The sequence below is a fragment of the Meridianimarinicoccus marinus genome, from assembly GCF_040689105.1.
GTDB lineage: Bacteria > Pseudomonadota > Alphaproteobacteria > Rhodobacterales > Rhodobacteraceae > Meridianimarinicoccus > Meridianimarinicoccus marinus.
Map to the genome: position 1 here is coordinate 95,832 of NZ_JBFBVU010000002.1, position 21,910 is coordinate 117,741.

Below are 21,910 nucleotides of genomic sequence, written 5' to 3' on the forward strand. Positions count from 1 at the left end.
CAAGAGAACCCAACAGAGAGAGAGGTCACCATGACAAAAGACAACAAACCGGCCCCGTCCAGCAAGATCCTGTCCACCCGTCGCAAGTTTCTGGCAGGCTCGGCCATCGGCGCGGCCTCGACGCTGGCGGCCCCGGCGGTGATCGCCCAGCAGGGTCCGATCAAGTGGCGGCTGCAGACCTATTCCGGTGCACCGCTGGGCGCGCATGTGATCAAGCCGCAGATCGAGGCTTTCAACACCGCCGCGAACGGCGAGATGGAGATCGAACTGTATTACGCCGACCAGCTGGTCCCCACCGGCGAATTGTTCCGCGCCCTGCAGAACGGCACGCTGGACGCGGTGCAGTCGGATGAAGCCACCATGGCCTCGCCCGTCGATATCTCGGTCTTCGGCGGCTATTTCCCCTTCGCCACGCGCTACTCGCTCGATGTGCCGGCGCTGTTCACCTACTACGGGCTGAACGAGATCTGGAAAGAGGCCTATGACGAGGTTGACAATGTGACCTGGCTGTCGGCCGGTGCCTGGGATCCGCTGCACATCTTCACCAAGGAACCGATCCGCTCGCTCGCCGATATGCGCGGCAAGCGCGTCTTCGGCGTGCCGACCGCGGGCCGCTTCCTGTCGCAATACGGCCTGATCCCGGTGACAGTGCCGTGGGACGATGTGGAAGTTGCCCTGCAAACGGGCGAGCTGGACGGCGTTGCCTGGTGTGGCTTCACCGAGGCCTATGAGGTCGGCTGGGCCGACATCTGCAACTATGCGCTGACCAACTCGGTCACCGGTGCGTGGTTCGGCTCGTATTTCGCCAATACCGCCAGCTGGGATAAGGTGCCGCCGCACCTGCAGGAGCTGTTCAAGATCACCATCGACCAGTCGCACTATTACCGCGCCACATGGTACTGGGGCGGCGAGGCCAAGCTGCGCGTGGAAGGCGAGAAGATGGAGCTGACCTCGCTGCCGCCGGAAGAATGGGCCCAGGTCGTGGCCGATGCCGAAACCTTCTGGGACAGTGTCGCCGACAAGGGTGGCCGTCCAGCCAAGGTGGTCGAAGCGTTCAAGACCTACGCCGCGACGATGGAAAAGGCGGGCTACCCCTACCGCTGATAGACCCGATCGCGACAGGCGGGACACCCTGCCTGTCGCCCCCATGACCACGGCCAACGGTGTTCCGGCACACAAAGCTGGAGCGTCTTGCTTCCATGTCGAACCTGAGGGGGGGAATGGTGGGCGACCCTGGAATCGAACCAGGCGTGGGTCTCCCCGGCGGAGTTACAGTCCGCTGCCGCACCTTGCAGCCCGTCGCCCGTCTGCGATGCGCTGCACCGTCTGACGTGGGCCGCTGGATAGCCCCCCGCATGGAAGCCGTCAACCGGAAAATATCGCCGCCGCGCCTTGCCCGAAGATCAAGTTTCGCGCATGGTGCCGCCCCTGCCACAGCGAGGAAGCGGACCCGTGAAAAAACCGAAATGGGTGATCGAAAAGGAACAGTCCCGCCGGGCCTCGGCGCAGGAAACCGTGTGGCTATTCGGGCTGCACGCGGTGCGCGACGCCCTGCAGAACCCGGCCCGTGACCGGCTGCGGCTGGTGGTCACCAAGAACGCCGCCGACAAGCTGGCCGAGGCCATTGCCCTGTCGGGGATGGAGCCGGAAATGGCCGATCCGCGCCGCTTTCCGGTGCCGCTGGACCCCGGCTCGGTGCATCAGGGGGCGGCTCTTGAGGTCAAACCGCTGGATTGGGGCGGGCTGTCGGACTGCTGTGCACCGCGCAAGGACACCAATGCGCTGGTGGTTCTTCTGGACCGGGTGACCGACCCGCACAACGTGGGCGCCATCCTGCGCTCGGCCGAGGTGTTCGGCGCGCGCGCGGTCATCGGCCCGCAGCGCCATTCGGCGCCGGAAACCGGGGCGCTCGCCAAGACCGCCTCGGGGGCGCTGGAACGGCAGCCCTATCTGCGGATTCGCAACCTGGCCACCGCGATGGAGGAGCTGCGCAGCATGGGCTACCTGCTGCTGGGGCTGGCCGGCGAGGCCGAGCACAGCATCGAGGATACCCTGCAACCGCTGCCCCCCGGCCCGGTCGCTCTGGTGCTGGGCGCCGAAGGCCCCGGCCTGCGTGAAAAGACCCGCGACACCTGCGACAGTCTGGTCAATATCCCGGCCATGGGCGCATTTGGATCGCTCAACGTCTCCAACGCGGCTGCCGTTGCCCTATATGCTGCAAGGCACGTCCACCGGAGCTGACCCTTGCCGCAAGGAACCAAGATCGCCACCTGCTGCTATTGCGGCACCCGCGCCGCACTGGTGCTGACCGGGCGCGCGGGCCATGAACTGGCCTGCGCCTCTTGCGGCGCACCGCTGCACGATCTGAAGGCGCTGAAGACGCAACCGGCGCCAGTGAAGCCGGGGAAAACCCGGATGAAGACTTCGAAGCCCAAAAAGAAGAAGCGGAAAAAGTCGCTGTCACGAAAGCTGATGGGCGAAGCCTTCGATCTTCTGGACGATATTTTCGACTGACCTCTTCACAAGTTTGTCACCGCGACCGGGGGCCCCTTCCAATATGAGGCTTGCACCTTACATCTAACGTGTCGGCAAGCTGGAACTCTTGCCCTTTCAAACTGTCCCTCGTTCCACGACTTCAGCGCCCGGTGTTTCCCGGGCGCTTTTTTCTGCGTAAGACTGCTATGACCCTTTCCGACGAAGACCTGCGCCAGATCTGGACCGACACCAGCGTCATTGCCTGTATCGGCGCCTCGCCCAATCCGGCGCGGCCCAGCCACTATGTCTCTCAATACCTGCGCGGGCGTGGCTATCGTGTGATCCCGGTCAATCCGGGTCAGGCCGGGGCGCAGATGTTCGGCGAAACCGTGGTGGCGACAATCGCGGACCTGCCCGCCGAGGTCGAGATGATCGACGTATTCCGCAACTCGGCCCATGTGGCCGGGGTGGTAGAGGCGGCGCTGACGCATCTGCCAGCCCTGCGCACCATCTGGACACAATTGGGCGTGCGGGATGATGAAGCGGCCGCCAAGGCCCGCGCGCGAGGAATACGCGTGGTCCAGAATCGCTGCCCGATGATCGAGATCCCCCGCCTGTTCGGCCCCGGATCGCTGTAATCCCGGCACAGATGGTCGCGGTTTCCCCGCTTGCCGGGCAAAATGGGGAACATTTTAGGAACATTTAAGCGAATCCCTGCAAGACCTTAGGGCCTGCCAAGGAAAACGCTGCCATGTTTCAAACTCAATGCGCTCCGCCGCCCCGCCCGCACCCGTCGCTGATCGAAGCCGAGGTTTCCGCGGCTCTTGAGGACAACCGGATCACGCTGGCGTTTCAGCCGGTGGTTCAGGGGGCCGATCCTTCAAGGGTCGCCTTTCACGAAGGCCTGTTGCGCCTGCGCCGCCCGCACGGCGGGCTGGTGGCGGCGGGCGCGTTCATGCCGGCGGTCGAGAATCGCCCGCTGGGCTTCCGTCTGGACGTGCGCGCCCTGCAACTGGGTCTTGCAGAACTGGGCCGCCGCCCGACGCTCAGGCTGGCAGTGAATGCCGCGCCCCGGTCCCTGCGCGACCCGCAATGGTGGCACACCCTGACCACTGGACTGGCCGCCGCGCCCGATCTGGCGGAACGCCTGATCGTCGAGGTCACCGAATGCAGCCGCCTGACCACGCCGGACATGCCCGCGATCTTCGAACGGCTGCATGCGCTGGGTCTGTCGCTGGCGTTGGACGATTTCGGCGCGGGCAGCACCTGCTTCAGCACCCTGCGCGCCCTGCGCTTCGACATCCTGAAGATCGACGGCCAGTATTCCCGCAATGTGGATCACGATCGCGACAATCAGGTGTTGTTCGACGCGCTGCTGGGACTGGCCCGGCACTTCGACCTGTTGACCGTTGCAGAATCGGTCGAAAGCCATGCGCAGGCCGCATACCTGGCATCCCGGGGCGTCGACTGCCTGCAAGGTTATGCCTTCGGGCGGCCCGGCCCCAAGCCCTGTTGGCCCTCCGCCCATTCCGCACCCTGTTCCCTCGGAACCCCGATGGCGCGCTGAGACACAAAGTCAGTTGCTCCGCCGGGGTCCACCGCCTATCCAAGGCGGGTCAGGCGGTCTCCCCCGAACCGAAACGCGCCGCCTGTCGAGAGACAACGGAAGGAATACCAATGACCGACGTCGTAATCGCATCGGCTGGCCGCACCGCGGTTGGAAGCTTCCTGGGATCATTTGCGAACACCCCCGCGCATGATCTTGGTGCTGCCGTGCTGGAGGGCCTTGTCGCCCGCGCCGGAATTGACAAATCGGACGTATCCGAAACCATCCTCGGCCAGGTGTTGACCGCCGCCCAGGGCCAGAACCCGGCCCGTCAGGCGCATATCAATGCCGGCCTGCCGCAGGAAAGCGCCGCCTGGAGCATCAACCAGGTGTGTGGCTCGGGCCTGCGCGCCGTCGCTCTGGGCGCCCAGCACATCATGCTCGGCGATGCCTCGATCGTCGCCGCCGGTGGCCAGGAGAACATGTCCATGAGCCCCCATGCCGCCGCCCTGCGCGCCGGTCAGAAGATGGGCGACATGAAATACATCGACACGATGATCAAGGACGGCCTGTGGGATGCTTTCAACGGCTACCACATGGGCCAGACCGCCGAGAACGTGGCCAACCAGTGGCAGATCACCCGCGAACAGCAGGATGAATTCGCCGTGGCCTCGCAGAACAAGGCCGAAGCTGCCCAGAAGGCCGGCAAGTTCGTCGATGAAATCATCCCATTCACCGTGAAGACCCGCAAGGGCGAGACTGTGGTGGACGCGGATGAATACATCCGCCACGGCGCCACCATGGAAGCCATGCAGAAGCTGCGCCCCGCCTTTACCAAGGACGGATCGGTCACCGCGGCCAACGCCTCGGGCCTGAACGACGGCGCCGCCGGCGTGCTGCTGATGTCCGCCGCCGAAGCCGAAAAGCGCGGGATCACCCCGCTGGCCCGCATCGCGTCCTATGCCACCGCCGGTCTGGACCCGTCGATCATGGGCGTCGGCCCGATCTACGCGTCGCGCAAGGCGCTGGACAAGGCCGGCTGGGCGGTTGACGATCTGGACCTCGTGGAAGCCAACGAAGCCTTCGCCGCGCAGGCCTGCGCCGTGAACAAGGACATGGGCTGGGATCCGTCGATCGTCAACGTGAACGGCGGCGCCATCGCCATCGGTCACCCGATCGGCGCCTCGGGCGCGCGGGTTCTGAACACGCTTCTGTTCGAAATGCAGCGCCGCGATGCCAAGAAAGGCCTCGCCACACTGTGCATCGGCGGCGGCATGGGCGTCGCGCTCTGCGTGGAACGTCCCTGATCCGCGAAAGCACACGAATGAAAGGGTGCCCGCAAGGCGCCCTTTTTTTCAGGAGACTCCGCGCAGCCGGCAGGTTGCGTCAATTTACCAAGCGCAACAATGTTGCTCATGACAAATCAACTCCGTAACAGAGTTACAAGATTTTAAGCCAAACTGGAGGGACACCATGGCAAGAGTAGCACTCGTCACCGGCGGATCGCGCGGCATCGGCGCTGCAATCTCGAAAGCACTGCTGGAGGCAGGCTATCAGGTTGCAGCCACCTATGCGGGCAACGACGAGAAGGCCGCCGCCTTCACCGCCGAAACCGGCATCAAGACCTACAAGTGGGACGTGGGCAACTACGAGGCCAGCGAAGCGGGCATCGCCCAGGTCGAGGCCGATCTCGGCCCCATCGACGTGGTCGTCGCCAACGCCGGCATCACCTGGGACGGTTTCTTCCACAAGATGAAGCCCGAGCAGTGGCAGAAGGTCATCGACACCAACCTGACCGGTGTTTTCAACACCGTGCGCCCGATCTGGCCCGGCATGCGCGAACGCAAGTTCGGCCGCGTCATCGTGATCTCGTCGGTCAACGGTCAGAAAGGTCAGGCCGGTCAGGTGAACTATGCCGCCACCAAGGCCGGTGATATCGGCATCGTGCGGTCTCTGGCGCAGGAAGGCGCGCGCGCGGGCATCACCGCCAACGCAGTCTGCCCCGGCTATATCGGCACCGAGATGGTTCTCGCCATCGACGAGAAGGTGCTGAACGAGCATATCATCCCGCAGATCCCGGCAGGCCGTCTGGGCGAGCCGGAAGAAATCGCCCGCTGCGTGGTGTTCCTGGCCTCGGAAGACGCTGGCTTCATCAATGGCTCGACGATTTCGGCCAACGGCGCGCAGTTCTTCGCGTAAGCGACTGCCACATCCCAATGTTCAACGGGCCGGTACAATCGTACCGGCCCGTTTTTTCTTGGGGGTGCGGCTGGCCGGATCAGGTGGACCGCCCGAAAAGCGCGGCCATCAACGCGCGGAAGGCATCGGAACGGGCCGCATGTGCGCGGCGGTAGGCCAGGCGGCTTTGGCAGGTCGGGGTGGCTTCGAACATGGCCATGGCAGTCTCCTTTGGATGTGACCCCAAGGTGATCTTTTCCACCACGCTCTACAAACGAGACTTTTCACGCCTATAGATTAGTTTTATTTAACCATATGCCCGACCGACTTCCGCCCCTGACCGCCCTGCGTGCCTTCGAGGCCGCCGCCCGCCACCTGAGCTTTGCCCGTGCCGCGGACGAGTTGAACGTCACCCCCGCCGCGCTGAGCTTTCAGATCAAATCGCTGGAAAGCCACCTTGGGCAGCCGGTGTTTCACCGCCTGACCCGCGCCGTTGCGCTGACCGAGGCCGGCGCGCGCCTGCAACCCGGTGTCGCCGATGGCTTTGCCGCCCTGCACAGCGCCTGGGCCGCCGCCGCGCGGGTTCAGGATGAAAACGTGCTGACAGTGACCGCGGGACCGGCTTTCACCTCCACCTGGCTGGCGCCCCGCATGTATGACTTTGCCCAGGCCCATCCGGAGGTCGAGCTGCGGCTGCTGGCCTCGCTGCGCCGGGCCGACCTGGTGCGGGACGGCGTGGATGTGGCGATCCGATACGGGGTCGAGGCGCCGTCAGGGCTGCACAGCACCGACCTGTCAACGGATTGGTTCACCCCGATGATGGCACCCCAACTGGCCCGGCAGGTGTCGCAGCCGTCAGACCTGCTGCGCTTTCCCCTGGCCCGGCAGGAGGACACGCAAGTGCTGGAACCGATGATGAACTGGGCCGCCTACCTGAAAGCCGTGGGCGTCACCGACGCCCCGACGCCCGGCCCGTCGTTCTCTCATGCCGACCACGCGTCCAATGCGGCCATTGCCGGGGCCTGCATCATCCTTGGCCGCGTCACCCTGACCGCGCCGGCCCTGCGCGACGGACACCTTGTGGCGCCGCTGAAGGCGACCTTCGCCACGCGGTCCCGGTTCCGCTTCCTCTGCGTGCCCGGCACCGAAGATCGCCCCGCTATCCGGGCCTTTCTGAGCTGGCTGCGATCGGAACTGGCGCAGATCGACATCCTGACGGCGCATCGGACGATCCATCCCGCCACCCCATGAAAAAAGCATGCCCAAAGGCATGCTTTCAATCGTGAACCCGATGTCCCGCCGGGCGGGACGGACTGTCTAGTCCTGACCGGACAGGCGGTGGATTTCTTCCTTGATCTGAAGCTTCTGCTTCTTGAGGGCCGCCACGTGAAGGTCGTCGATGCTGGGACTTCGTTGGGCGCGCTCCACTTCGCTGGAGAGGACCTGGTGCTTTCTGCGAAGCTCCTGAAGATGCGCATTCATCGACATCGAATTCTCCCTTTCATGTTTGAACGTGATCAGACGACCACAGAATCCGGCGGCTGTCACGAAAAACAGACACCGCTCGTATAGATTTAGGAATTTCGCCCGCAATTCACGCGCTGGAATCGCAAGAAAACCCGGGCAGAGCTGCGACATTTCGGAACACCTCGGCGACCTCGGGGCGGTAGTCCTCGGCGTCGCTCAGATGCCGGGGGCCCGCGTGCAGCACCAGCGGTGCCCGCAGCGAAAACCGAGTGCGCCGCCCCTTGATCGCCCGCAGCAGGACAAGATGCGCCGGACGCCCTTCGCGCGGGGCCAGGGGCAGCACCTCGACCGCACCGAGGCGGCCGTCCAGCGCCGCCAGCAGATCGGGCAGACGGTCGGCTTGCTGGATCATCGTCAGGCAGCCGCCGGATTTCAGCCGCCGCGTCGCGGTCTCGACCCAGGCCGCCAGCGGCGTGTCGCCCGCCAGTGCGATGTCGCGCCCCGCATCTTTTGAGGCCGGCCCCTGACTGCGTTGGTAATACGGCGGGTTGGCCAACACATGGTCGAAGCTGCGGTTGCGCAGATCGGGCGGCAAGGCGGCGATATTGGCGGTGGCAACGGTCAGATCGACGCCGGTCTCGATCGCGTTGCGCCGCGCCAGATCGGCATAGGCGGGCTGAATCTCCACCCCGGACACCGCCAGATCCGGCACCCGCACCGCAAGGCACAGGCTGGCGGTGCCGACGCCGCAGCCCAGTTCCAGCACCGACTGGCCGGGCCGGGCCGGCACGGCGGCCGCCAGAAGCACCGCGTCCACCCCGGCGCGGAAACCCTTTCGGGGCTGCCAGATCACCACGCGCCCGCCCAGCAGCAGATCGCGGGTCAGATCGTCGGTCATGGGCTTACCCTTCGGGATCGATGCCATTGTCCACAAGGACGGCACGGGCGCGGAAATGATCGGATGCCCGCACCATGATTCGGCGCGGCAGGATGCCCACCGACCCTTCCAGCACGCTCATGTGGACGTCGATGGGAAAGCAGTCTATATCCTCACCTCGGAGGAGTGCCGAGACGAAGGCCAGCACCGTCGGATCATTGGTACGCAGAAGCTCCTTCATATCAGACAGTTATGACAGGCCACCCGGCTTGTCGAGACAGCATACGGAACCGTGATGAGCCTCGATACCGCCTCTGTGAAACCGATGGAGCGCCTGAGCGCGGAACTGGCCGACGACATGGAGCGGGTCAACGCCCTGATCCGCGCCCGGATGGTGTCGGAACACGCCCCCCGCATCCCCGAGATCACAGCCCATCTGGTCGAGGCCGGGGGCAAGCGCCTGCGACCGATGCTGACCCTGGCCACCGCGCGGATGTGTGGCTACCGGGGCGAGGATCATCTGCTGCTGGCGGCCACGGTGGAGTTCATCCATACCGCGACCCTGCTGCACGATGACGTGGTGGATGAAAGCGACCAGCGGCGTGGGCGGCCCACGGCCAACCTGCTGTGGGACAACAAGTCCTCGGTTCTGGTCGGTGACTATCTGTTCGCGCGGTCGTTCAAGCTGATGGTCGAAACCGGCTCGCTGCGGGTGCTGGACATCCTCTCCAGCGCCTCGGCCACCATCGCCGAGGGCGAGGTGCTGCAACTGACCGCCGCCCAGAATCTGGCCACCACCGAAGCGATCTACACCCAGGTCATTCGCGGCAAGACCGCGGCGCTGTTTTCCGCCGCGACCGAGGTCGGCGGGGTGATTGCCGGGGCGGATGAGGCCATCGTGCGCGACCTGCACACCTATGGCGATGCGCTGGGAATGGCCTTCCAGATCGTCGACGACCTGCTTGATTACGGCGGCAGCACCGCCACCATCGGCAAGAACGTCGGCGACGACTTCCGCGAGCGCAAGCTGACCCTGCCGGTCATCAAGGCCGTGGCCAAGGCCGATGACGAGGAGCGCGCCTTCTGGCGCCGGGTGATCGAGAAGGGCGACCAGCGCGACGGCGATCTGGAGCACGCCCTGTCCCTGCTGGACAAGCACGGGGCGATGGCCGCGGCGCGCGACGATGCGCTGGCCTGGGCCGCGACCGCCAAGGCCGCGCTGGAGCAGGTACCGCAGACCGCCCTGCGCGAGATGCTGGAAGACCTTGCGGACTATGTGGTGGCGCGGATCAACTGATCCGGCGCGCGGCCCAGCACCGGGGCCGCGGTGACCCACCAGCCCGGCTGCGCGCGGGCCAGCGCCCCGGCGGCGGCGGCGGCTGCGGCTGCCTCGGCAAACAGACCGAAACAGGTGGCCCCCGACCCTGACATGCGCGCCAATCCGCATCCCGGCTGCACCGCCAGCGCCGCAAGCACGGTGTCTATGACCGGCGCCTGCGCGCGGGCCGGGGCCTCCAGATCATTGCGCTGCACCGCGAGCCAGGCCAAGGCCGCGCCCGCATCGGCAAAAGCCGGAACATCCGGCATCGGCGGGTTGGTCTTGTTGGTCAGGGCGCGGAACACCGCTGGCGTCGGCACATCGACACCGGGATTGACCAGCACCAGCCAGAGCGGCGGCAACTCCGGCACCGGCGACAGATCCTCGCCGATCCCTGCCATCCGCAAGGGATCGCCCGCCAGACACACCGGCACATCGGCCCCCAGCGTCAGCAACGCGGCCTGGGGCGGCAAGGCCCGCCCGCCCAATTGCGCCAGCAGGCGCAGGCAGGCGGCCGCATCGGACGAGCCGCCGCCGATCCCGGCGGCCGCCGGAAGGTGTTTTTCAAGGGTCAGGGCGACCGGCACCTCGGGGCGGAACAGGCGCGCGGCCTTCAGCACAAGGTTGCTGTCGCCGGTCGGCACCCCCGCCGCGCGGGGACCGGTCACAGTCAGACGTGTTTCCGGGGCCAACTGCCCGCGCAGGCGATCGCCCACGCCCGCGAAGACCACCAGCGACTCCAGCAGGTGATAGCCATCGGCCCGCTGTCCGGTGACATGCAGTGTCAGGTTGACCTTGGCCGGCGCAAAGGCCTCAGCCGTCTTCGACAACGCCAAGAGGGGCGGCTCCCTCGTCTTCCAGAACCTGATCCAGCCCGACCTCAAGCTTGCGGCGGATGCGGGTGGCTTCGTCCTCTTCCGGGTCGAAGGACAGCGCCCGGCGCCACTGGAACTGCGCCTCGATCTGCCGGCCCACGGACCAATAGACGTCGCCCAGATGGTCGTTGATGATCGGATCCGTGGGCATCAGCGCGGCGGCGCGCTCCATATGACCTACGGCCTCGTCATAGCGGCCCATCCGGTACAGCACCCACCCCAGCGAGTCGGTGATATAGCCATCGTTGGGCCGCCCGGCGACGGCGCGTTCGATCATGTCGAGCGCCTCGTCAAGGTTGCTCTGCATCTCGACAAGGCTGTAGCCGAGGTAGTTCAGCACCTGCGGCTGCTCGGGCTGCAGTTCCAGCGCCCTGCGGAAATCGGCCTCGGCGGCCTCCCATTGTCCGATACGTTCCAGCGCGATCCCGCGCGAAAAGAACACCGGCCAGTTGGTGGCATCGGGCGTCTTGATCAGCGCAACCGCGCGATCATAGACCGGCTGCGCCTCTTCGAACCGATCAAGCCGGCGCAGGGTGTCGCCCAGCTTGTTCTGCACCTGCAACAGCTCGGGGTGCGCCTTGGCCAGCTGCTTGAGCACCTCGACGGCGGCATCGTCACGGCCAGCGGCCAGCAGCGCGTCGGCGCGACCGATCTCGGCGGTGACGAAGGCCGCATGGTCGTGCGGAACCGCGTCATAGGCGCGGGTGGCCAGGTCGTATTGCTCCAGATCCTCCAGCAGCGCGGCGATCAGCAACAGCGCATCCACGTTGCCGGGGTTCAGATGCGACGCCAACCGGGCATAGACCAGCGTATACCCATCGGCGGCCTCGCCCACCAGCGCCGAGGCGATGGAATGGAACACCTCGCCAATACCCTGGCCGGCATCGGTGGCCAGTGTGAACGGCACCTGCTGTCCGGTGGCCAGATCTTCCAGAAGCTGCGCGAAGATCGGCGCGGGATTGGCACCGAACGCCTGTTCGATCAGGTCGATGGCGCCTTCGTTGCGATCCAGTTGGCTGAGCACCTGCACATGGGCCAGAACGCCCCGGCGCGAGACCTGCAGCGGCCCCTCGGCGCGGCCCGAGAAGATCTCGTCCGCGCCTTCGAAATCCCCGACCGAGGCCAGCGCCAGCGCCTTGTGATAGAGCGCGAAGGACTTCAGCCCCTGCTGGCTGGCCACCTCGTCGAATTTCTCCAGCGCCAGACTCACCTGCCCGGCCCCCAGCATCGCCCAGGCCGCGGTCAGCCCGTCCACCAGCGCGCCCACGGACTGGCCGCTTTCGAAGCTTTCGACGATCTGGGAAAACTCGTCCTGCGCGGCCATGTCAGCCAGAACGACCATGGCGGCCACCTGGCTGGGCATTTCAGAGTCGATCATGACCTGCGCCACTGGCACGGCCCGATCGACCCAGCCGGCGTTGACGTTCACCGTCACCACGTTGTCCATCAACCCCGGATTGTTGGGATCGCGAGACAGGGCGCGGGTGAAATACTCCGCCGCCGCCACATAGTCGTTGTTGATGCCCGCATGGCGGGCCGCAAGATAGGCGCCGGAAGACCCGGCAGCCGCCGCCGAGGCGGTCAGTTGCACGGCCAGGGCCAGGGCGAACAGGGGGCGTGTCAGGCGCAAGGGGGTACTCCGTCAGACGTCTTCATCCCGAAAGGCTAGTGCGCGCCCGCCCCATTGGCAATGCGGGCCGGGACAGTCATCCCGGCGCCGCCATCACATGTTCGGGTAATTCGGCCCGTCGCCGCCCTGCGGCGTGGTCCAGGTGATGTTCTGGGCCGGATCCTTGATGTCGCAGGTCTTGCAGTGCACGCAGTTCTGGAAGTTGATGACAAACCGCGGCTGCGCGGCATCCTCCTCCTGCACGAACTCATAAACGCCGGCCGGGCAATAGCGGGTCGAGGGGCCCGCGTACTTGTTCCAGTCGACCGAGACCGCCAGATCCGGATCGGTCAGCTTCAGATGCGCGGGCTGGCTTTCCTCGTGGTTGGTCGCCGCGAAGCTGACATTGGTCAGCCGGTCGAAGCTGAGCGTGCCATCGGGCTTGGGATAGTTGATGGGCGTGTGCCGGATCGACCGCTCGGTGGCGTCCGCATCGGTCTTGCCGTGGCCCAGCGTGCCCAGAACCGAGAAGCCCAGTGTGTTGGTCCACATGTCCAGACCGCCAACCATCAGCGATGTCGTCAGACCGTATTTCGACCACAGCGGCTTGACGTTGCGCACCTTTTTCAGGTCCTTGGCGATCGGACCCGACCGCACGTCGGCATCGTATCCGTCAAGCGTGTCACCCGACCGGTCCTCGGCCAGGGCCGCATGGGCGGCTTCGGCGGCGGCCATGCCCGACAGCATGGCGTTGTGGTTGCCCTTGATGCGCGGCACGTTGACCATGCCCGCCGAACAGCCCAGCAGCGCGCCGCCGGGGAAGGCCAGCTTCGGCAGCGACTGCCAGCCGCCTTCCGAGATCGCCCGCGCGCCATAGGCCACGCGCTTGCCGCCCTTCAGCAGCTCGGCCACCATCGGATGGTGCTTGAACCGCTGGAATTCCATATAGGGCGACAGATACGGGTTCTTGTAGTTCAGGTGCACCACGAAACCGACGTAAACCTGATTGTTGTCAAGGTGGTAGATGAAAGATCCGCCACCTGCGTTCGACCCCAGCGGCCAGCCCATGGTGTGGGTAACGGTGCCTTCGCGATGCTTGTCCGGGTCGATCTCCCAGATTTCCTTCATGCCGAGGCCGTATTTCTGCGGCTCGGCATCGGCGTCCAGATCGTATTTGGCGATGGCCTGTTTCGACAGCGATCCGCGCACGCCCTCGGACAGGAAGACGTATTTGCCCTTCAGCACCATGCCCGGCTCATAGGCCGGACCGGGGGTGCCGTCGGCGTCCTTGCCGAATTCACCGGCGACCACGCCCGCGACCTCACCATCATCGCCATAGACCAGTTCGGAGCACGCCATGCCGGGGAAGATTTCGACCTCAAGCGCCTCAGCCTGTTCGGCCATCCAGCGGCAGACATTGGCCATCGACACGATGTAATTGCCGTGATTGTTCATCAGCGGCGGCATCGGGAAGTTGGGCACACGGACCTTGCCTGCCTCGCCCAGCATATAGAAATTGTCCTGGCGGACCGGCACGGTAATCGGCGCGCCTTTCTCCTTCCAGTCGGGGATCAGCTTGTTCAGACCGCAGGGATCCAGAACCGCGCCCGACAGGATATGCGCCCCCACTTCCGAGCCCTTCTCAAGCACCACGACCTGAAGCTCGGGATCGAGCTGTTTGAGACGGATCGCGGCGGACAGGCCCGCAGGTCCGGCGCCTACGATGACGACGTCATACTCCATCTCTTCGCGTTCGATCTCGGTCATTGGCTTCATCCTCTGCTGCGCGGGGTCTCGATCCCGTCGGGACCCGGACACCTGACTTCGGCTTACCGGGGTTATCGGCTGTGGCGGCCCGCAGGGTCAATTGCGACGTTGCGCCTTTTGCCCGGCCCATCACGCGACCTTGGGTAGCACCCGGCAAGCCGTTGCCACCGCCGCATTCCGCCCCTTGCAATCCGGTCTGCCATTTGTTCAGGTTGGGGCTGGTCGCGTCCGTCCCGGACAAAATCGGGATGCAGGCAGGATAAAGAGACTCATGGAAAAGATACCGCTGACCCGCGCGGGTTACACCGTGCTGGACAAAGAACTCAAAACCCTCAAGTCGGTGGAACGCCCGGCGGTCATCAAGGCCATTGCCGAAGCGCGCGAACATGGCGATCTGTCGGAAAATGCCGAATATCATGCCGCCCGCGAGAAGCAGAGCTTCATCGAGGGCCGCATCAAGGAGGTCGAATCCATCCTTGGCCGCGCCGATGTGATCGACACCTCGAAACTGTCCGGCGCCATCAAGTTCGGCGCCCGCGTGACGCTGCTGGACGAGGATACCGAGGAAGAAAAGACCTATCAGATCGTCGGCGAACCCGAGGCCGACATCGAACAGGGCCGTCTGAACATCAAGTCACCGCTGGCCCGCGCCCTGATCGGCAAGGAAGAAGGCGACAGCGTCGAGGTGCGCACCCCTGGCGGGGATCGGGCCTATGAAATCCTGACCATTGTCTATGGCTGACAGCGACCGGACGGGCCGCCCCACCGTGGGTTCCGCCCCCGGCTCGACGTCCCGGCGCGCAAGGGCCACGGCGATCATCGCCATTGGTACAGGCGCGGCCCTGGTTTGGGCGGCACTCTATCTGCTTGTGCTGCCGCGCGCGGGCGGCGGGTTGCTGGGCACAGCTCTTGGCCTTGTCCTGCCGCTGGTGCTGATCTGTCTTGCGACCGTCCTGGCCCGCGCCCTGCATCAGGCGCGCGGCGAACTTGAGACCCTGAAGGCGCAGCGCGCGCCGCAGCAGGCACGCCCGGAAAAAGCGCCGCCCCCGCGCACACCCGATCCCGTGCCGGTGTCGGTGTCGGCTATGCCGCGCTCCCAGCCACAACCGGCGCTGCCGATGGACCCGGTGCCGGTGCAACCGCTGGCCCTGCCAGACCTGATCCGCGCCCTGCATTTCCCCGAAACCCAGGACGATGCCGAGGGTTTTCGCGCCCTCGCCCGCGCCCTGAAGGATCCGCAGTCCCGACAGGTGGTTCAGGCCGCCCAGGACATGCTGACCCTGCTGTCGCAGGATGGCATCTATGTCGATGACCTGGACGTGCCCCAGCCCGATGCCGCCACATGGCAAGCCTTTGCCGAGGGCGCGCGCCAAGATGCCGCCACCGCGCTGGCCGTGCTACAGGACACGCCCGAAGCCGAAAAATGCCGCCGCCAGTTGCACACCAACACGGTCTATCGCGACACAGTGCACCATTTCCTGCGCCGCTTCGATCACCTGATCACCAGCCGCCTGCCGGATCTGGACGAACCCGCCATCACCGCCCTGACCGCCACCCGCAGCGCCCGCGCCTTCCTGCTGCTGGGCGCCGCCGCCGACATGTTCGGCCCGCGCTGAGCACAGCTGTCGGGCACCGGTCCTGGGGGAGATGGGTCATCGGGGGAGGCTCCCCTACCCGCCCCGCACCCCAAAGCTGACATAGGGCACAAAGCGCACCGGATCACCGGGAGAAATCTCGCGGGCGTCTTCGTCTAGTTCCACCAGGCCAGAGGCCCAACTCAGCCCTGAGACCCGGCCCGAGCCTTCCGAGGCAAAGACCTCTGCCCGCCCATTCGCATTCAGCCGCGCGCGCAGGTATTCCCGCCGCCCCGCTTTCTTGCGCTTGGAGAATGCCGCCGGAACCGTGAATCCCTGTGGTGCGGGCCAGTCCTGACCGGACAGCGCCGCCAGCATCGGGCGCGCGAACACCAGGCTGCAGACGAAAGCCGCCACCGGGTTGCCCGGAAGACCGACCACCGGCACCCCCTGCCACAGCGCCAGCGCCAATGGCCGCCCCGGTTTCATCGCAACCCGCCAGGTCTGCAAATGCCCCTCCGCGCGCAGCAGGGCCGAGACGTGGTCCTCATCCCCCGCCGAGGCCCCGCCCGAGGTCAGCACCGCATCCACCTGCGCCGCTGCGCCATCCAGCGCCGCGCGCACGGCGTCGCGGGTGTCGGCGACCTGCCCAAGGTCCACGGCTTCAAGGCCCCAGTCGGCGATCAGCCCCAGCAGCATCGGGCGGTTGGCATCGAAGGTCTTGCCCGGATCCATGTCCTGCCCCGGCGCCACCAGTTCGTCGCCGGTCGAGATCACACCCACCCGCAGGGGCCGGTGCACCGCGACCTCGGCCAGCCCGGTGGCGGCCAGCAGCGCCAGTTCGGGCGGTCCCAGCCGGCGGCCCGCGGCCAGAATCTCGGCCCCGGCCTGCACATCCTCGCCGGCCTTGCGCGCATTGGCGCCGGGCTTTACCGGCCCCTCGAATGCCACCTGCCCGCCACCCAGCGAACAGTCTTCCTCCAGCACCACCGTATCGACGCCCTCGGGCAGCAGCGCCCCGGTCAGAATGCGGATCGCGTGACCCTTGGGCACGCGTCCGCGATACGGTGCCCCGGCGGCGGCGCGTCCGTTTACCAGCGGCAGAACCTGCGGCCCCGCGCCGATCGAGGCGCCGGCAAAGCCATAGCCATCCACCGCTGAATTTGCTCCCGGCGGGTTGGCACGGCGCGCGATGGCGCGTTCGGCCAGCACCCGGCCAAGGGCATTCGACAAGGGCAGGCGTTCAGTGCCGGTCACCGGGCGGATCCGGGCGCGCAGGGCGTCCAGCGCCTCGGCCACCGGCGTCCAGAGAACACCCTGCGGCAGGGCGAAACAATCGTTGCGCAGCGGCGGCGGGCGCAGGGGCGAATCATCTTGCGCCGCCTGACGCAACTGCGCCTCGGCCCCGGCCCCCAGAACCCAGCCTTCCACATGCGCCCCGCTCGGCGCGGCGGCGAACAGCGGTCCAAGGCCATCCCTTGCGGCCAATCGGGACAAGGCCCGCGCCAGCACCTCGACCTGCACCGCGTCCTTGAACGATGCGGGGTCCTTTGCCATCGCCGCCGAGACCTGATTGGACAGTATCGAGGGATAGACCTCGGCCAGAACCACGTCCGCCTCGGTTACCGGTTCGAACGGCCAGACGGCCACGCGCCCGGCCAGCGCGCGCCGCAGCCGCGCCAGAACCGGCAGCCCCATCAGGGTTTGCGAGCCCACGGCGCCCGCCCCGGCCAACTGCCAACAGGAAAACGCGCCGGGCACCTGCGTTTCAACCTGCCGCCGCTCGGCCAACCCGGTGGCGGCGCGGTCCAGCCCCTTGGTACCGCGCCGCAGCCCGGCGATCTCGCGCTTCAGACCATTGCCCCAGAACGGCCCGTCGCCGGGAAACCGGGCGTTGATCTCTCCGGCCAGATCGAAGCGGTTGTTGTCCTCGGGCGCGTCGGTGATCCGCGCCTCGACCCAGTCCCACAATCCCAGCGCATCGGCGCGCCCGGTCAGCGCCTCGGCGAATCCCGCCGGATAGCCGAAGGCGAAGTCGAAGCCGGCCAGAACCCGGCGACCGGCGCGCAGTTCGGCCTCCAGAAATTCCCGCAGGGCGGCTTCGGCCACCTGACGATTGCGGTGATAAACCGGCGGCTCCACGACACCGTCGCGGGCAACGCAGGTCCAGATGGCATCGGCCTTGGGCGTGGCCCCGCGATCCTTGCCGCCGGACCAATCGACCACCAGAACCGTATCGAAGCGCGTCACAGCCCGACCTCGGACAGGATGAAATCCGCAATGGCGCCGGTGTCGTCCAGATCGAATCGTGGCACCGGCAGATCGGGCAGCACCACGTCCGACGCCACAGCCCGGATCGTCGGATCCTCGGGCGCGATCAGCGCGTGCCCGGCTGCTTGCCGCCAGGCCTCGATCTTGGGATGCCGCTCGCGCTTGTAGCCCTCGACCAGCACCAGATCGACGGGGGACAGCTTGGCCAGCAGCATCTCCAGCGGCGGCTCTGCCCGGTTGCGCAATTCATGCATCAAGGCCCAGCGATGGCCCGAGGCCACAAGAACCTCGGTCGCGCCTGCCTGCCGGTGCCGATGGCTGTCGCGCCCCGGATGATCCACGTCAAAGGCGTGATGGGCGTGTTTCACCGTCGAAACGCTGAGGCCCCGCCCGGTGATCTCGGTCACCAACCGCTCCATCAGCCCGGTCTTGCCCGCGTTCTTCCAGCCCGCGACGCCGAACAGCCTCATTGCACGCCCTCGCGCACCATCCGCTCGGCGCGGGCCAGATCCTCGGGCGTGTTGATGTTGAAGAAGGCGTCGTCATGAAAAGCGGTCGAGGCCGCGCCATGCTTGTCGGTCCACAGCACCACCTTGCGCAAACCGCCCTCAAGCGCGGCCCGCAGATCGGCGCGCAGCGCCACGGGCCACAGCCCGAAGGTCGGATGCCGGGTCATCCGCCCGCCTTCCTGCGTCGCGGCCAGCGCAATCGGCGTGGCGGCACGTTCGGCCGCGCGCGCCAGACGCGGGGCAAGGTCGGCGGGAAAGAACGGCGTGTCGGCGGCGGCGGTGACGATATGGGTCAGCCCCGCCTCGGACGCCCAGTCAAGACCGGCCAGAACCCCTGCCAGCGGCCCCGGATATCCCGGCAGGCTGTCGCCCCGGACCGGCAACCCGTATTCGGCAAAGCGCGCGGCATCGCCGTTCGCGTTCAGCATCATCGGTCCCACCTGGGGGCCCAAGCGGTCGATCACCCGGTCCAGCAGGCTGCGCCCGCCCAGCACCAGCGCGCCCTTGTCGCCGCCGCCCATGCGCCGCGCCTGACCGCCCGCCAGGATGACGCCGCCAAGGTTCAGCACCCCGAAACTCATGCGGGCGCCCCCTTGCGGCGATGGCGGCGGTCCTCGGCCGGCTGCGCCGCCGGATCCGCGTCCCAGACCAGCCGCTCGGCCCCGCTGAGGCAGACGAACCGCTGCCCGCGCATCCGGCCGATCAGGGTCAGCCCCACCTGCCGGGCGATCTCCACCCCCCAGGCGGTGAAACCCGAGCGTGAGGCCAGCACCGGAATGCCCATCAGCGCGGTCTTGATCACCATCTCAGACGTCAGGCGGCCGGTGGTATAGAGCACCTTGTCCGCGCCCGTGGCCCCTTCGGTCACCATCCAGCCCGCGATCTTGTCCACCGCGTTGTGGCGGCCAACGTCTTCCATATAGACCAGCGGCTGATCTCCCTTGCACAGCACCGAGCCATGGATCGCCCCGGCCTCTAGGTAAAGGCTGGGCAACGTGTTGATCTGCCGCGCCAGCGCGTAAAGGTCCGAGGTGCGCACCTGCGCGGGCGGCAATTCCAGCCCCTCCAGCCCCTCCATCATGTCACCAAAGACGGTGCCCACGGCGCAACCCGAGGTTCGGGTCTTCTTCTTCAGCTTGTCCTCGTGGTCGGTCTGTTCTGCGGTGCGCACCACCACGACCTCCAGTTCGGCATCGAAATCGACGCCGGTGATCGCATCATCGTCGCGCAGCATCCCCTGGTTGCGCAGGAAGCCGACGCCCAGATACTCGGGATAATCTCCGATGGTCATCGCCGTCACGATCTCGCGGCTGTTCAGATAGATAGTCAATGGCCGTTCTTCGACCACCGACAGGTCGCAGGGCTGGCCAGTGTGATCCACGCCGGCTACGGCGCGGGTCAGACCGGGGGCCTTGGGATCGGGAGCAATCAGCAATGCGCGGGTTTCGGGTCGCTCGGACAATTGCCTCTCCTGCCTGACTGGCGTAGCTCGGGCTTGTTCACAAGACGTTAAGGAGTCGCCGTGACAGGTTCCAGCGCGAATTCATCCCAAGGCGGTGTCATCGCAGGCAATTTCGGCAAGGGTGCTGTGGCCGGTGCCCCGTTCCTGCTGGTCATCATCCCCTTTGCCCTGCTCTTCGGCGTGGTCGGCACCGAGGCCGGGCTGAACCTGGCCCAGGTCATGGCGTTTTCCATGCTGGTGATCGCCGGCGCGGCCCAGTTCACCGCTGTGCAACTGATGGTCGAGGATGCGCCGACGGTGATCGCGCTGCTGACCGCACTGGCGGTCAACCTGCGCATGGCGATGTACTCGGCCTCGCTGGTGCCCTACCTCGGCGCGGCGCCGCTGTGGCAGCGGCTGCTGATCAGCTACGGGCTGATCGACCAGACCTACGCGGTCTCGATCGCGCGCTACGAACGTCCGCCCGCGATGACCGTCAAGGAACGCGTCGCCTATATCCTCGGCGCCTTCACGATGATCTCGATCCCCTGGTATGGCGCGACGCTGCTGGGCGCGGTTCTGGGCGCCGCGATCCCGCAAGGGCTGCCGCTGGACTTCGCCTTGCCCATCACCTTCCTGGCGCTGATTGCCCCGGCGCTGAAAACCCTGCCGCATGTGGTGGCAGCCCTCACCTCAACCGGCGCTGCGCTGGTCTTCAGCTGGGTTCCCTACAGCCTGGGCCTGATCGTGGCCGCCGTGCTGGCCATGGCCGCCGGGGCGGTCTGCGAAATCTGGATGGAGCGGCGCGCATGACTCAATCCGACGCCACCATCTGGGCGGTGATCGCCGGCCTCGGGATCGGCACCTACCTGATCCGCTTTTCATTTCTGGGACTGGTGGGCAATCGCCCACTGCCGGACTGGCTGTTGCGCCTGCTGCGCTATACCCCGGTGGCGGTGCTGCCGGGCCTCGTGGCGCCGCTGATCCTGTGGCCCGAGGCCACCGACGGCACGCCCGATCCGGCCCGTCTGGCCGCCGCCGCGATCACCCTCGCCGTCGGGCTCTATACGCGCAACGTCGTCGCGTCGGTGCTGGTGGGCATGGTCACGCTGTTCGGGCTTCTGGCGCTAATCCCCTGACCCTTTTTCTTGGCGAAAATACTCCCGCCGGAGGCGATCCCTCGCCCAGCAACAGGCCTAGTCGTTGAATTCCAGGTCCAGATCCGACCAGTCGTCGGGACTGTCATCCACATACAGCCGCGTGACAACACCGGGATAGGCATCGAATGCCCGCTCGGCCTTGCGCGGCCGCCAGGTCATCGGGAAATCCTCGAACCCGGGCAGTTGCCGCAGCAGGCCCGCAATCGACAGGGTACAGCGCGCTGGCCCGACCGAGCCGACCTGCTGCGCCAGCGCCAGTGCCTGCGCGGCGACCTCGGGCGGCACCTCAAGGGTCTGGGCCTTGATGCGATAGGTGATCCGCGCGTGATAGTTGAAGAACCAGTTTTCCATGCCGGGGGTGAACCCGTAATGGACATCGCCGCGTTCGGGCGCCAGCGGATGCCGCCAGCTTCCGGCGGGATTGAAGACCACCCGCTCCGGCCCGTTGATGATCAGCGCCGAATGCGCGCCGCTGTCATCGGCGTTGCGAATCGAGGTGACCAGCGTCAGCGACGGCGGCGCGCTGGACACATGGCGGGCCTGCGCGATCTCGACAGGCCCCGCTTGCGGCGTCGGCTGCGCGCAGGCGCCAAGAACAACCAATCCCGCCATCAGGACGAAGGCGCGACACAAGACAGATGAAAACCGCATCTCGGCGCGCCCGGCCCGGATCAGCCGTTGACCAGACCCATGAAGATCAGAACGCAGATGCAGAACACAGCCCCGTAGGCCACGGACTTGGTGAAGCCTTCGAAGGTCTTTTCCTGGACGCTGATGTCCATCTCGCCGTGCTTGTAATCAGACATAGGTGATCTCCCTTTTACGCCCGAACCGCTTTAGCGC

25 protein-coding genes and 1 tRNA gene are annotated in these 21,910 nt (G+C 66.4%); 13 read left to right on the forward strand and 13 right to left on the reverse strand.

The window, feature by feature from the left end; translation table 11 throughout:
* Positions 1 to 69: 69 nt before the first annotated feature.
* Entirely contained in the window at positions 70 to 1,104 is a 1,035-nt protein-coding gene (dctP, locus tag AB0T83_RS02490; protein ID WP_366191573.1) for a TRAP transporter substrate-binding protein DctP, read from the forward strand.
* A 117-nt stretch (positions 1,105 to 1,221) separates the two neighbouring features.
* On the opposite strand, the gene AB0T83_RS02495 is transcribed toward dctP, so the two are convergent.
* A tRNA-Tyr gene (locus tag AB0T83_RS02495) sits at positions 1,222 to 1,305 on the reverse strand.
* A 111-nt stretch (positions 1,306 to 1,416) separates the two neighbouring features.
* Here AB0T83_RS02495 and rlmB point away from each other — a divergent pair.
* From rlmB to gcvA, 7 genes are all read left to right on the forward strand, one after another.
* Positions 1,417 to 2,241, forward strand: coding sequence for a 23S rRNA (guanosine(2251)-2'-O)-methyltransferase RlmB (rlmB, locus tag AB0T83_RS02500; RefSeq protein ID WP_366191574.1), 825 nt, complete (start codon positions 1,417 to 1,419; stop codon positions 2,239 to 2,241).
* 3 nt (positions 2,242 to 2,244) lie between these two features.
* The gene (locus AB0T83_RS02505; RefSeq protein ID WP_366191256.1) at positions 2,245 to 2,514 is read left to right on the forward strand and encodes a hypothetical protein; all 270 of its coding nucleotides are present in this window, start codon (positions 2,245 to 2,247) and stop codon (positions 2,512 to 2,514) included.
* A gap of 167 nt (positions 2,515 to 2,681) precedes the next feature.
* Positions 2,682 to 3,113 carry a CoA-binding protein gene (locus AB0T83_RS02510; RefSeq protein WP_366191258.1) on the forward strand — a complete coding sequence of 144 codons (432 nt, stop codon included), beginning with the start codon at positions 2,682 to 2,684 and terminating at the stop codon, positions 3,111 to 3,113.
* A gap of 113 nt (positions 3,114 to 3,226) precedes the next feature.
* Positions 3,227 to 4,042 (forward strand): EAL domain-containing protein, encoded by an 816-nt coding sequence (locus AB0T83_RS02515; RefSeq protein WP_366191260.1) that lies wholly within the window; start codon positions 3,227 to 3,229, stop codon positions 4,040 to 4,042.
* Between the two features lie 110 nt (positions 4,043 to 4,152).
* Positions 4,153 to 5,328, forward strand: coding sequence for an acetyl-CoA C-acetyltransferase (locus AB0T83_RS02520; RefSeq protein ID WP_366191264.1), 1,176 nt, complete (start codon positions 4,153 to 4,155; stop codon positions 5,326 to 5,328).
* Between the two features lie 166 nt (positions 5,329 to 5,494).
* Complete coding sequence (gene phbB, locus AB0T83_RS02525; protein ID WP_366191265.1) at positions 5,495 to 6,220, forward strand: acetoacetyl-CoA reductase; 726 nt, start codon at positions 5,495 to 5,497, stop codon at positions 6,218 to 6,220.
* Positions 6,221 to 6,514: 294 nt separating this feature from the next.
* The gene (gcvA, locus tag AB0T83_RS02530) at positions 6,515 to 7,450 is read left to right on the forward strand and encodes a transcriptional regulator GcvA (protein ID WP_366191267.1); all 936 of its coding nucleotides are present in this window, start codon (positions 6,515 to 6,517) and stop codon (positions 7,448 to 7,450) included.
* Positions 7,451 to 7,516: 66 nt separating this feature from the next.
* Here the strand turns inward: gcvA and AB0T83_RS02535 are convergent, their stop codons facing one another.
* The 3 genes from AB0T83_RS02535 to AB0T83_RS02545 form a co-directional block, all read right to left on the reverse strand.
* Entirely contained in the window at positions 7,517 to 7,687 is a 171-nt protein-coding gene (locus AB0T83_RS02535; RefSeq protein WP_366191269.1) for a YdcH family protein, read from the reverse strand.
* 106 nt (positions 7,688 to 7,793) lie between these two features.
* Positions 7,794 to 8,564, reverse strand: a complete 771-nt coding sequence (locus AB0T83_RS02540) for a tRNA1(Val) (adenine(37)-N6)-methyltransferase (RefSeq protein WP_366191271.1) — start codon at positions 8,562 to 8,564, stop codon at positions 7,794 to 7,796.
* Between the two features lie 4 nt (positions 8,565 to 8,568).
* Positions 8,569 to 8,784: a putative signal transducing protein gene (locus AB0T83_RS02545; RefSeq protein ID WP_366191273.1), complete on the reverse strand. Its 216-nt coding sequence runs from the start codon at positions 8,782 to 8,784 to the stop codon at positions 8,569 to 8,571.
* A gap of 54 nt (positions 8,785 to 8,838) precedes the next feature.
* Here AB0T83_RS02545 and AB0T83_RS02550 point away from each other — a divergent pair, with 54 nt between their 5' ends.
* Complete coding sequence (locus tag AB0T83_RS02550) at positions 8,839 to 9,840, forward strand: polyprenyl synthetase family protein (RefSeq protein WP_366191275.1); 1,002 nt, start codon at positions 8,839 to 8,841, stop codon at positions 9,838 to 9,840.
* On the opposite strand, the gene AB0T83_RS02555 is transcribed toward AB0T83_RS02550, so the two are convergent.
* The 3 genes from AB0T83_RS02555 to AB0T83_RS02565 form a co-directional block, all read right to left on the reverse strand.
* Positions 9,816 to 10,691, reverse strand: a complete 876-nt coding sequence (locus tag AB0T83_RS02555; RefSeq protein ID WP_366191575.1) for a 4-(cytidine 5'-diphospho)-2-C-methyl-D-erythritol kinase — start codon at positions 10,689 to 10,691, stop codon at positions 9,816 to 9,818. The two genes, AB0T83_RS02550 and AB0T83_RS02555, sit on opposite strands and share 25 nt — an antisense overlap.
* The gene (locus AB0T83_RS02560; RefSeq protein WP_366191276.1) at positions 10,675 to 12,366 is read right to left on the reverse strand and encodes a tetratricopeptide repeat protein; all 1,692 of its coding nucleotides are present in this window, start codon (positions 12,364 to 12,366) and stop codon (positions 10,675 to 10,677) included. The genes AB0T83_RS02555 and AB0T83_RS02560 overlap by 17 nt, the downstream gene beginning before the upstream one ends.
* A 93-nt stretch (positions 12,367 to 12,459) precedes the next feature.
* The gene (locus AB0T83_RS02565) at positions 12,460 to 14,112 is read right to left on the reverse strand and encodes an electron transfer flavoprotein-ubiquinone oxidoreductase (RefSeq protein WP_366191278.1); all 1,653 of its coding nucleotides are present in this window, start codon (positions 14,110 to 14,112) and stop codon (positions 12,460 to 12,462) included.
* Between the two features lie 271 nt (positions 14,113 to 14,383).
* Here AB0T83_RS02565 and greA point away from each other — a divergent pair, with 271 nt between their 5' ends.
* On the forward strand, positions 14,384 to 14,854 hold the full coding sequence (gene greA, locus AB0T83_RS02570; RefSeq protein ID WP_366191280.1) for a transcription elongation factor GreA: 471 nt from the start codon (positions 14,384 to 14,386) through the stop codon (positions 14,852 to 14,854).
* A complete protein-coding gene (locus AB0T83_RS02575) occupies positions 14,847 to 15,728 on the forward strand; it encodes a hypothetical protein (protein ID WP_366191282.1) in 882 nt (293 codons plus the stop codon). The genes greA and AB0T83_RS02575 overlap by 8 nt, the downstream gene beginning before the upstream one ends.
* 54 nt (positions 15,729 to 15,782) lie before the next feature.
* Here the strand turns inward: AB0T83_RS02575 and AB0T83_RS02580 are convergent, their stop codons facing one another.
* The 4 genes from AB0T83_RS02580 to AB0T83_RS02595 are packed head-to-tail and all read right to left on the reverse strand — an operon-like array spanning position 15,783 to position 19,928.
* Positions 15,783 to 17,936: a molybdopterin-binding protein gene (locus AB0T83_RS02580; RefSeq protein WP_366191284.1), complete on the reverse strand. Its 2,154-nt coding sequence runs from the start codon at positions 17,934 to 17,936 to the stop codon at positions 15,783 to 15,785.
* Positions 17,933 to 18,427 (reverse strand): molybdopterin-guanine dinucleotide biosynthesis protein B, encoded by a 495-nt coding sequence (gene mobB, locus AB0T83_RS02585; RefSeq protein ID WP_366191286.1) that lies wholly within the window; start codon positions 18,425 to 18,427, stop codon positions 17,933 to 17,935. The genes AB0T83_RS02580 and mobB overlap by 4 nt, the downstream gene beginning before the upstream one ends.
* A complete protein-coding gene (gene mobA / locus AB0T83_RS02590; RefSeq protein WP_366191288.1) occupies positions 18,424 to 19,047 on the reverse strand; it encodes a molybdenum cofactor guanylyltransferase MobA in 624 nt (207 codons plus the stop codon). Before mobA ends, mobB begins: the two co-directional genes overlap by 4 nt.
* Positions 19,044 to 19,928 carry a formate dehydrogenase accessory sulfurtransferase FdhD gene (locus AB0T83_RS02595; protein ID WP_366191289.1) on the reverse strand — a complete coding sequence of 295 codons (885 nt, stop codon included), beginning with the start codon at positions 19,926 to 19,928 and terminating at the stop codon, positions 19,044 to 19,046. The genes mobA and AB0T83_RS02595 overlap by 4 nt, the downstream gene beginning before the upstream one ends.
* Positions 19,929 to 19,988: 60 nt before the next feature.
* On the opposite strand from AB0T83_RS02595, the gene AB0T83_RS02600 reads away from it, so the two are divergent.
* The gene (locus tag AB0T83_RS02600) at positions 19,989 to 20,720 is read left to right on the forward strand and encodes an AzlC family ABC transporter permease (RefSeq protein ID WP_366191290.1); all 732 of its coding nucleotides are present in this window, start codon (positions 19,989 to 19,991) and stop codon (positions 20,718 to 20,720) included.
* Positions 20,717 to 21,046 carry an AzlD domain-containing protein gene (locus AB0T83_RS02605; protein ID WP_366191292.1) on the forward strand — a complete coding sequence of 110 codons (330 nt, stop codon included), beginning with the start codon at positions 20,717 to 20,719 and terminating at the stop codon, positions 21,044 to 21,046. Before AB0T83_RS02600 ends, AB0T83_RS02605 begins: the two co-directional genes overlap by 4 nt.
* 57 nt (positions 21,047 to 21,103) lie before the next feature.
* Here AB0T83_RS02605 and AB0T83_RS02610 read toward each other — a convergent pair whose 3' ends face one another.
* Positions 21,104 to 21,679 (reverse strand): hypothetical protein, encoded by a 576-nt coding sequence (locus AB0T83_RS02610; RefSeq protein WP_366191294.1) that lies wholly within the window; start codon positions 21,677 to 21,679, stop codon positions 21,104 to 21,106.
* 59 nt (positions 21,680 to 21,738) lie between these two features.
* Positions 21,739 to 21,873 (reverse strand): aa3-type cytochrome c oxidase subunit IV, encoded by a 135-nt coding sequence (locus tag AB0T83_RS02615; protein WP_366191295.1) that lies wholly within the window; start codon positions 21,871 to 21,873, stop codon positions 21,739 to 21,741.
* Between the last annotated feature and the right edge of the window lie 37 nt (positions 21,874 to 21,910).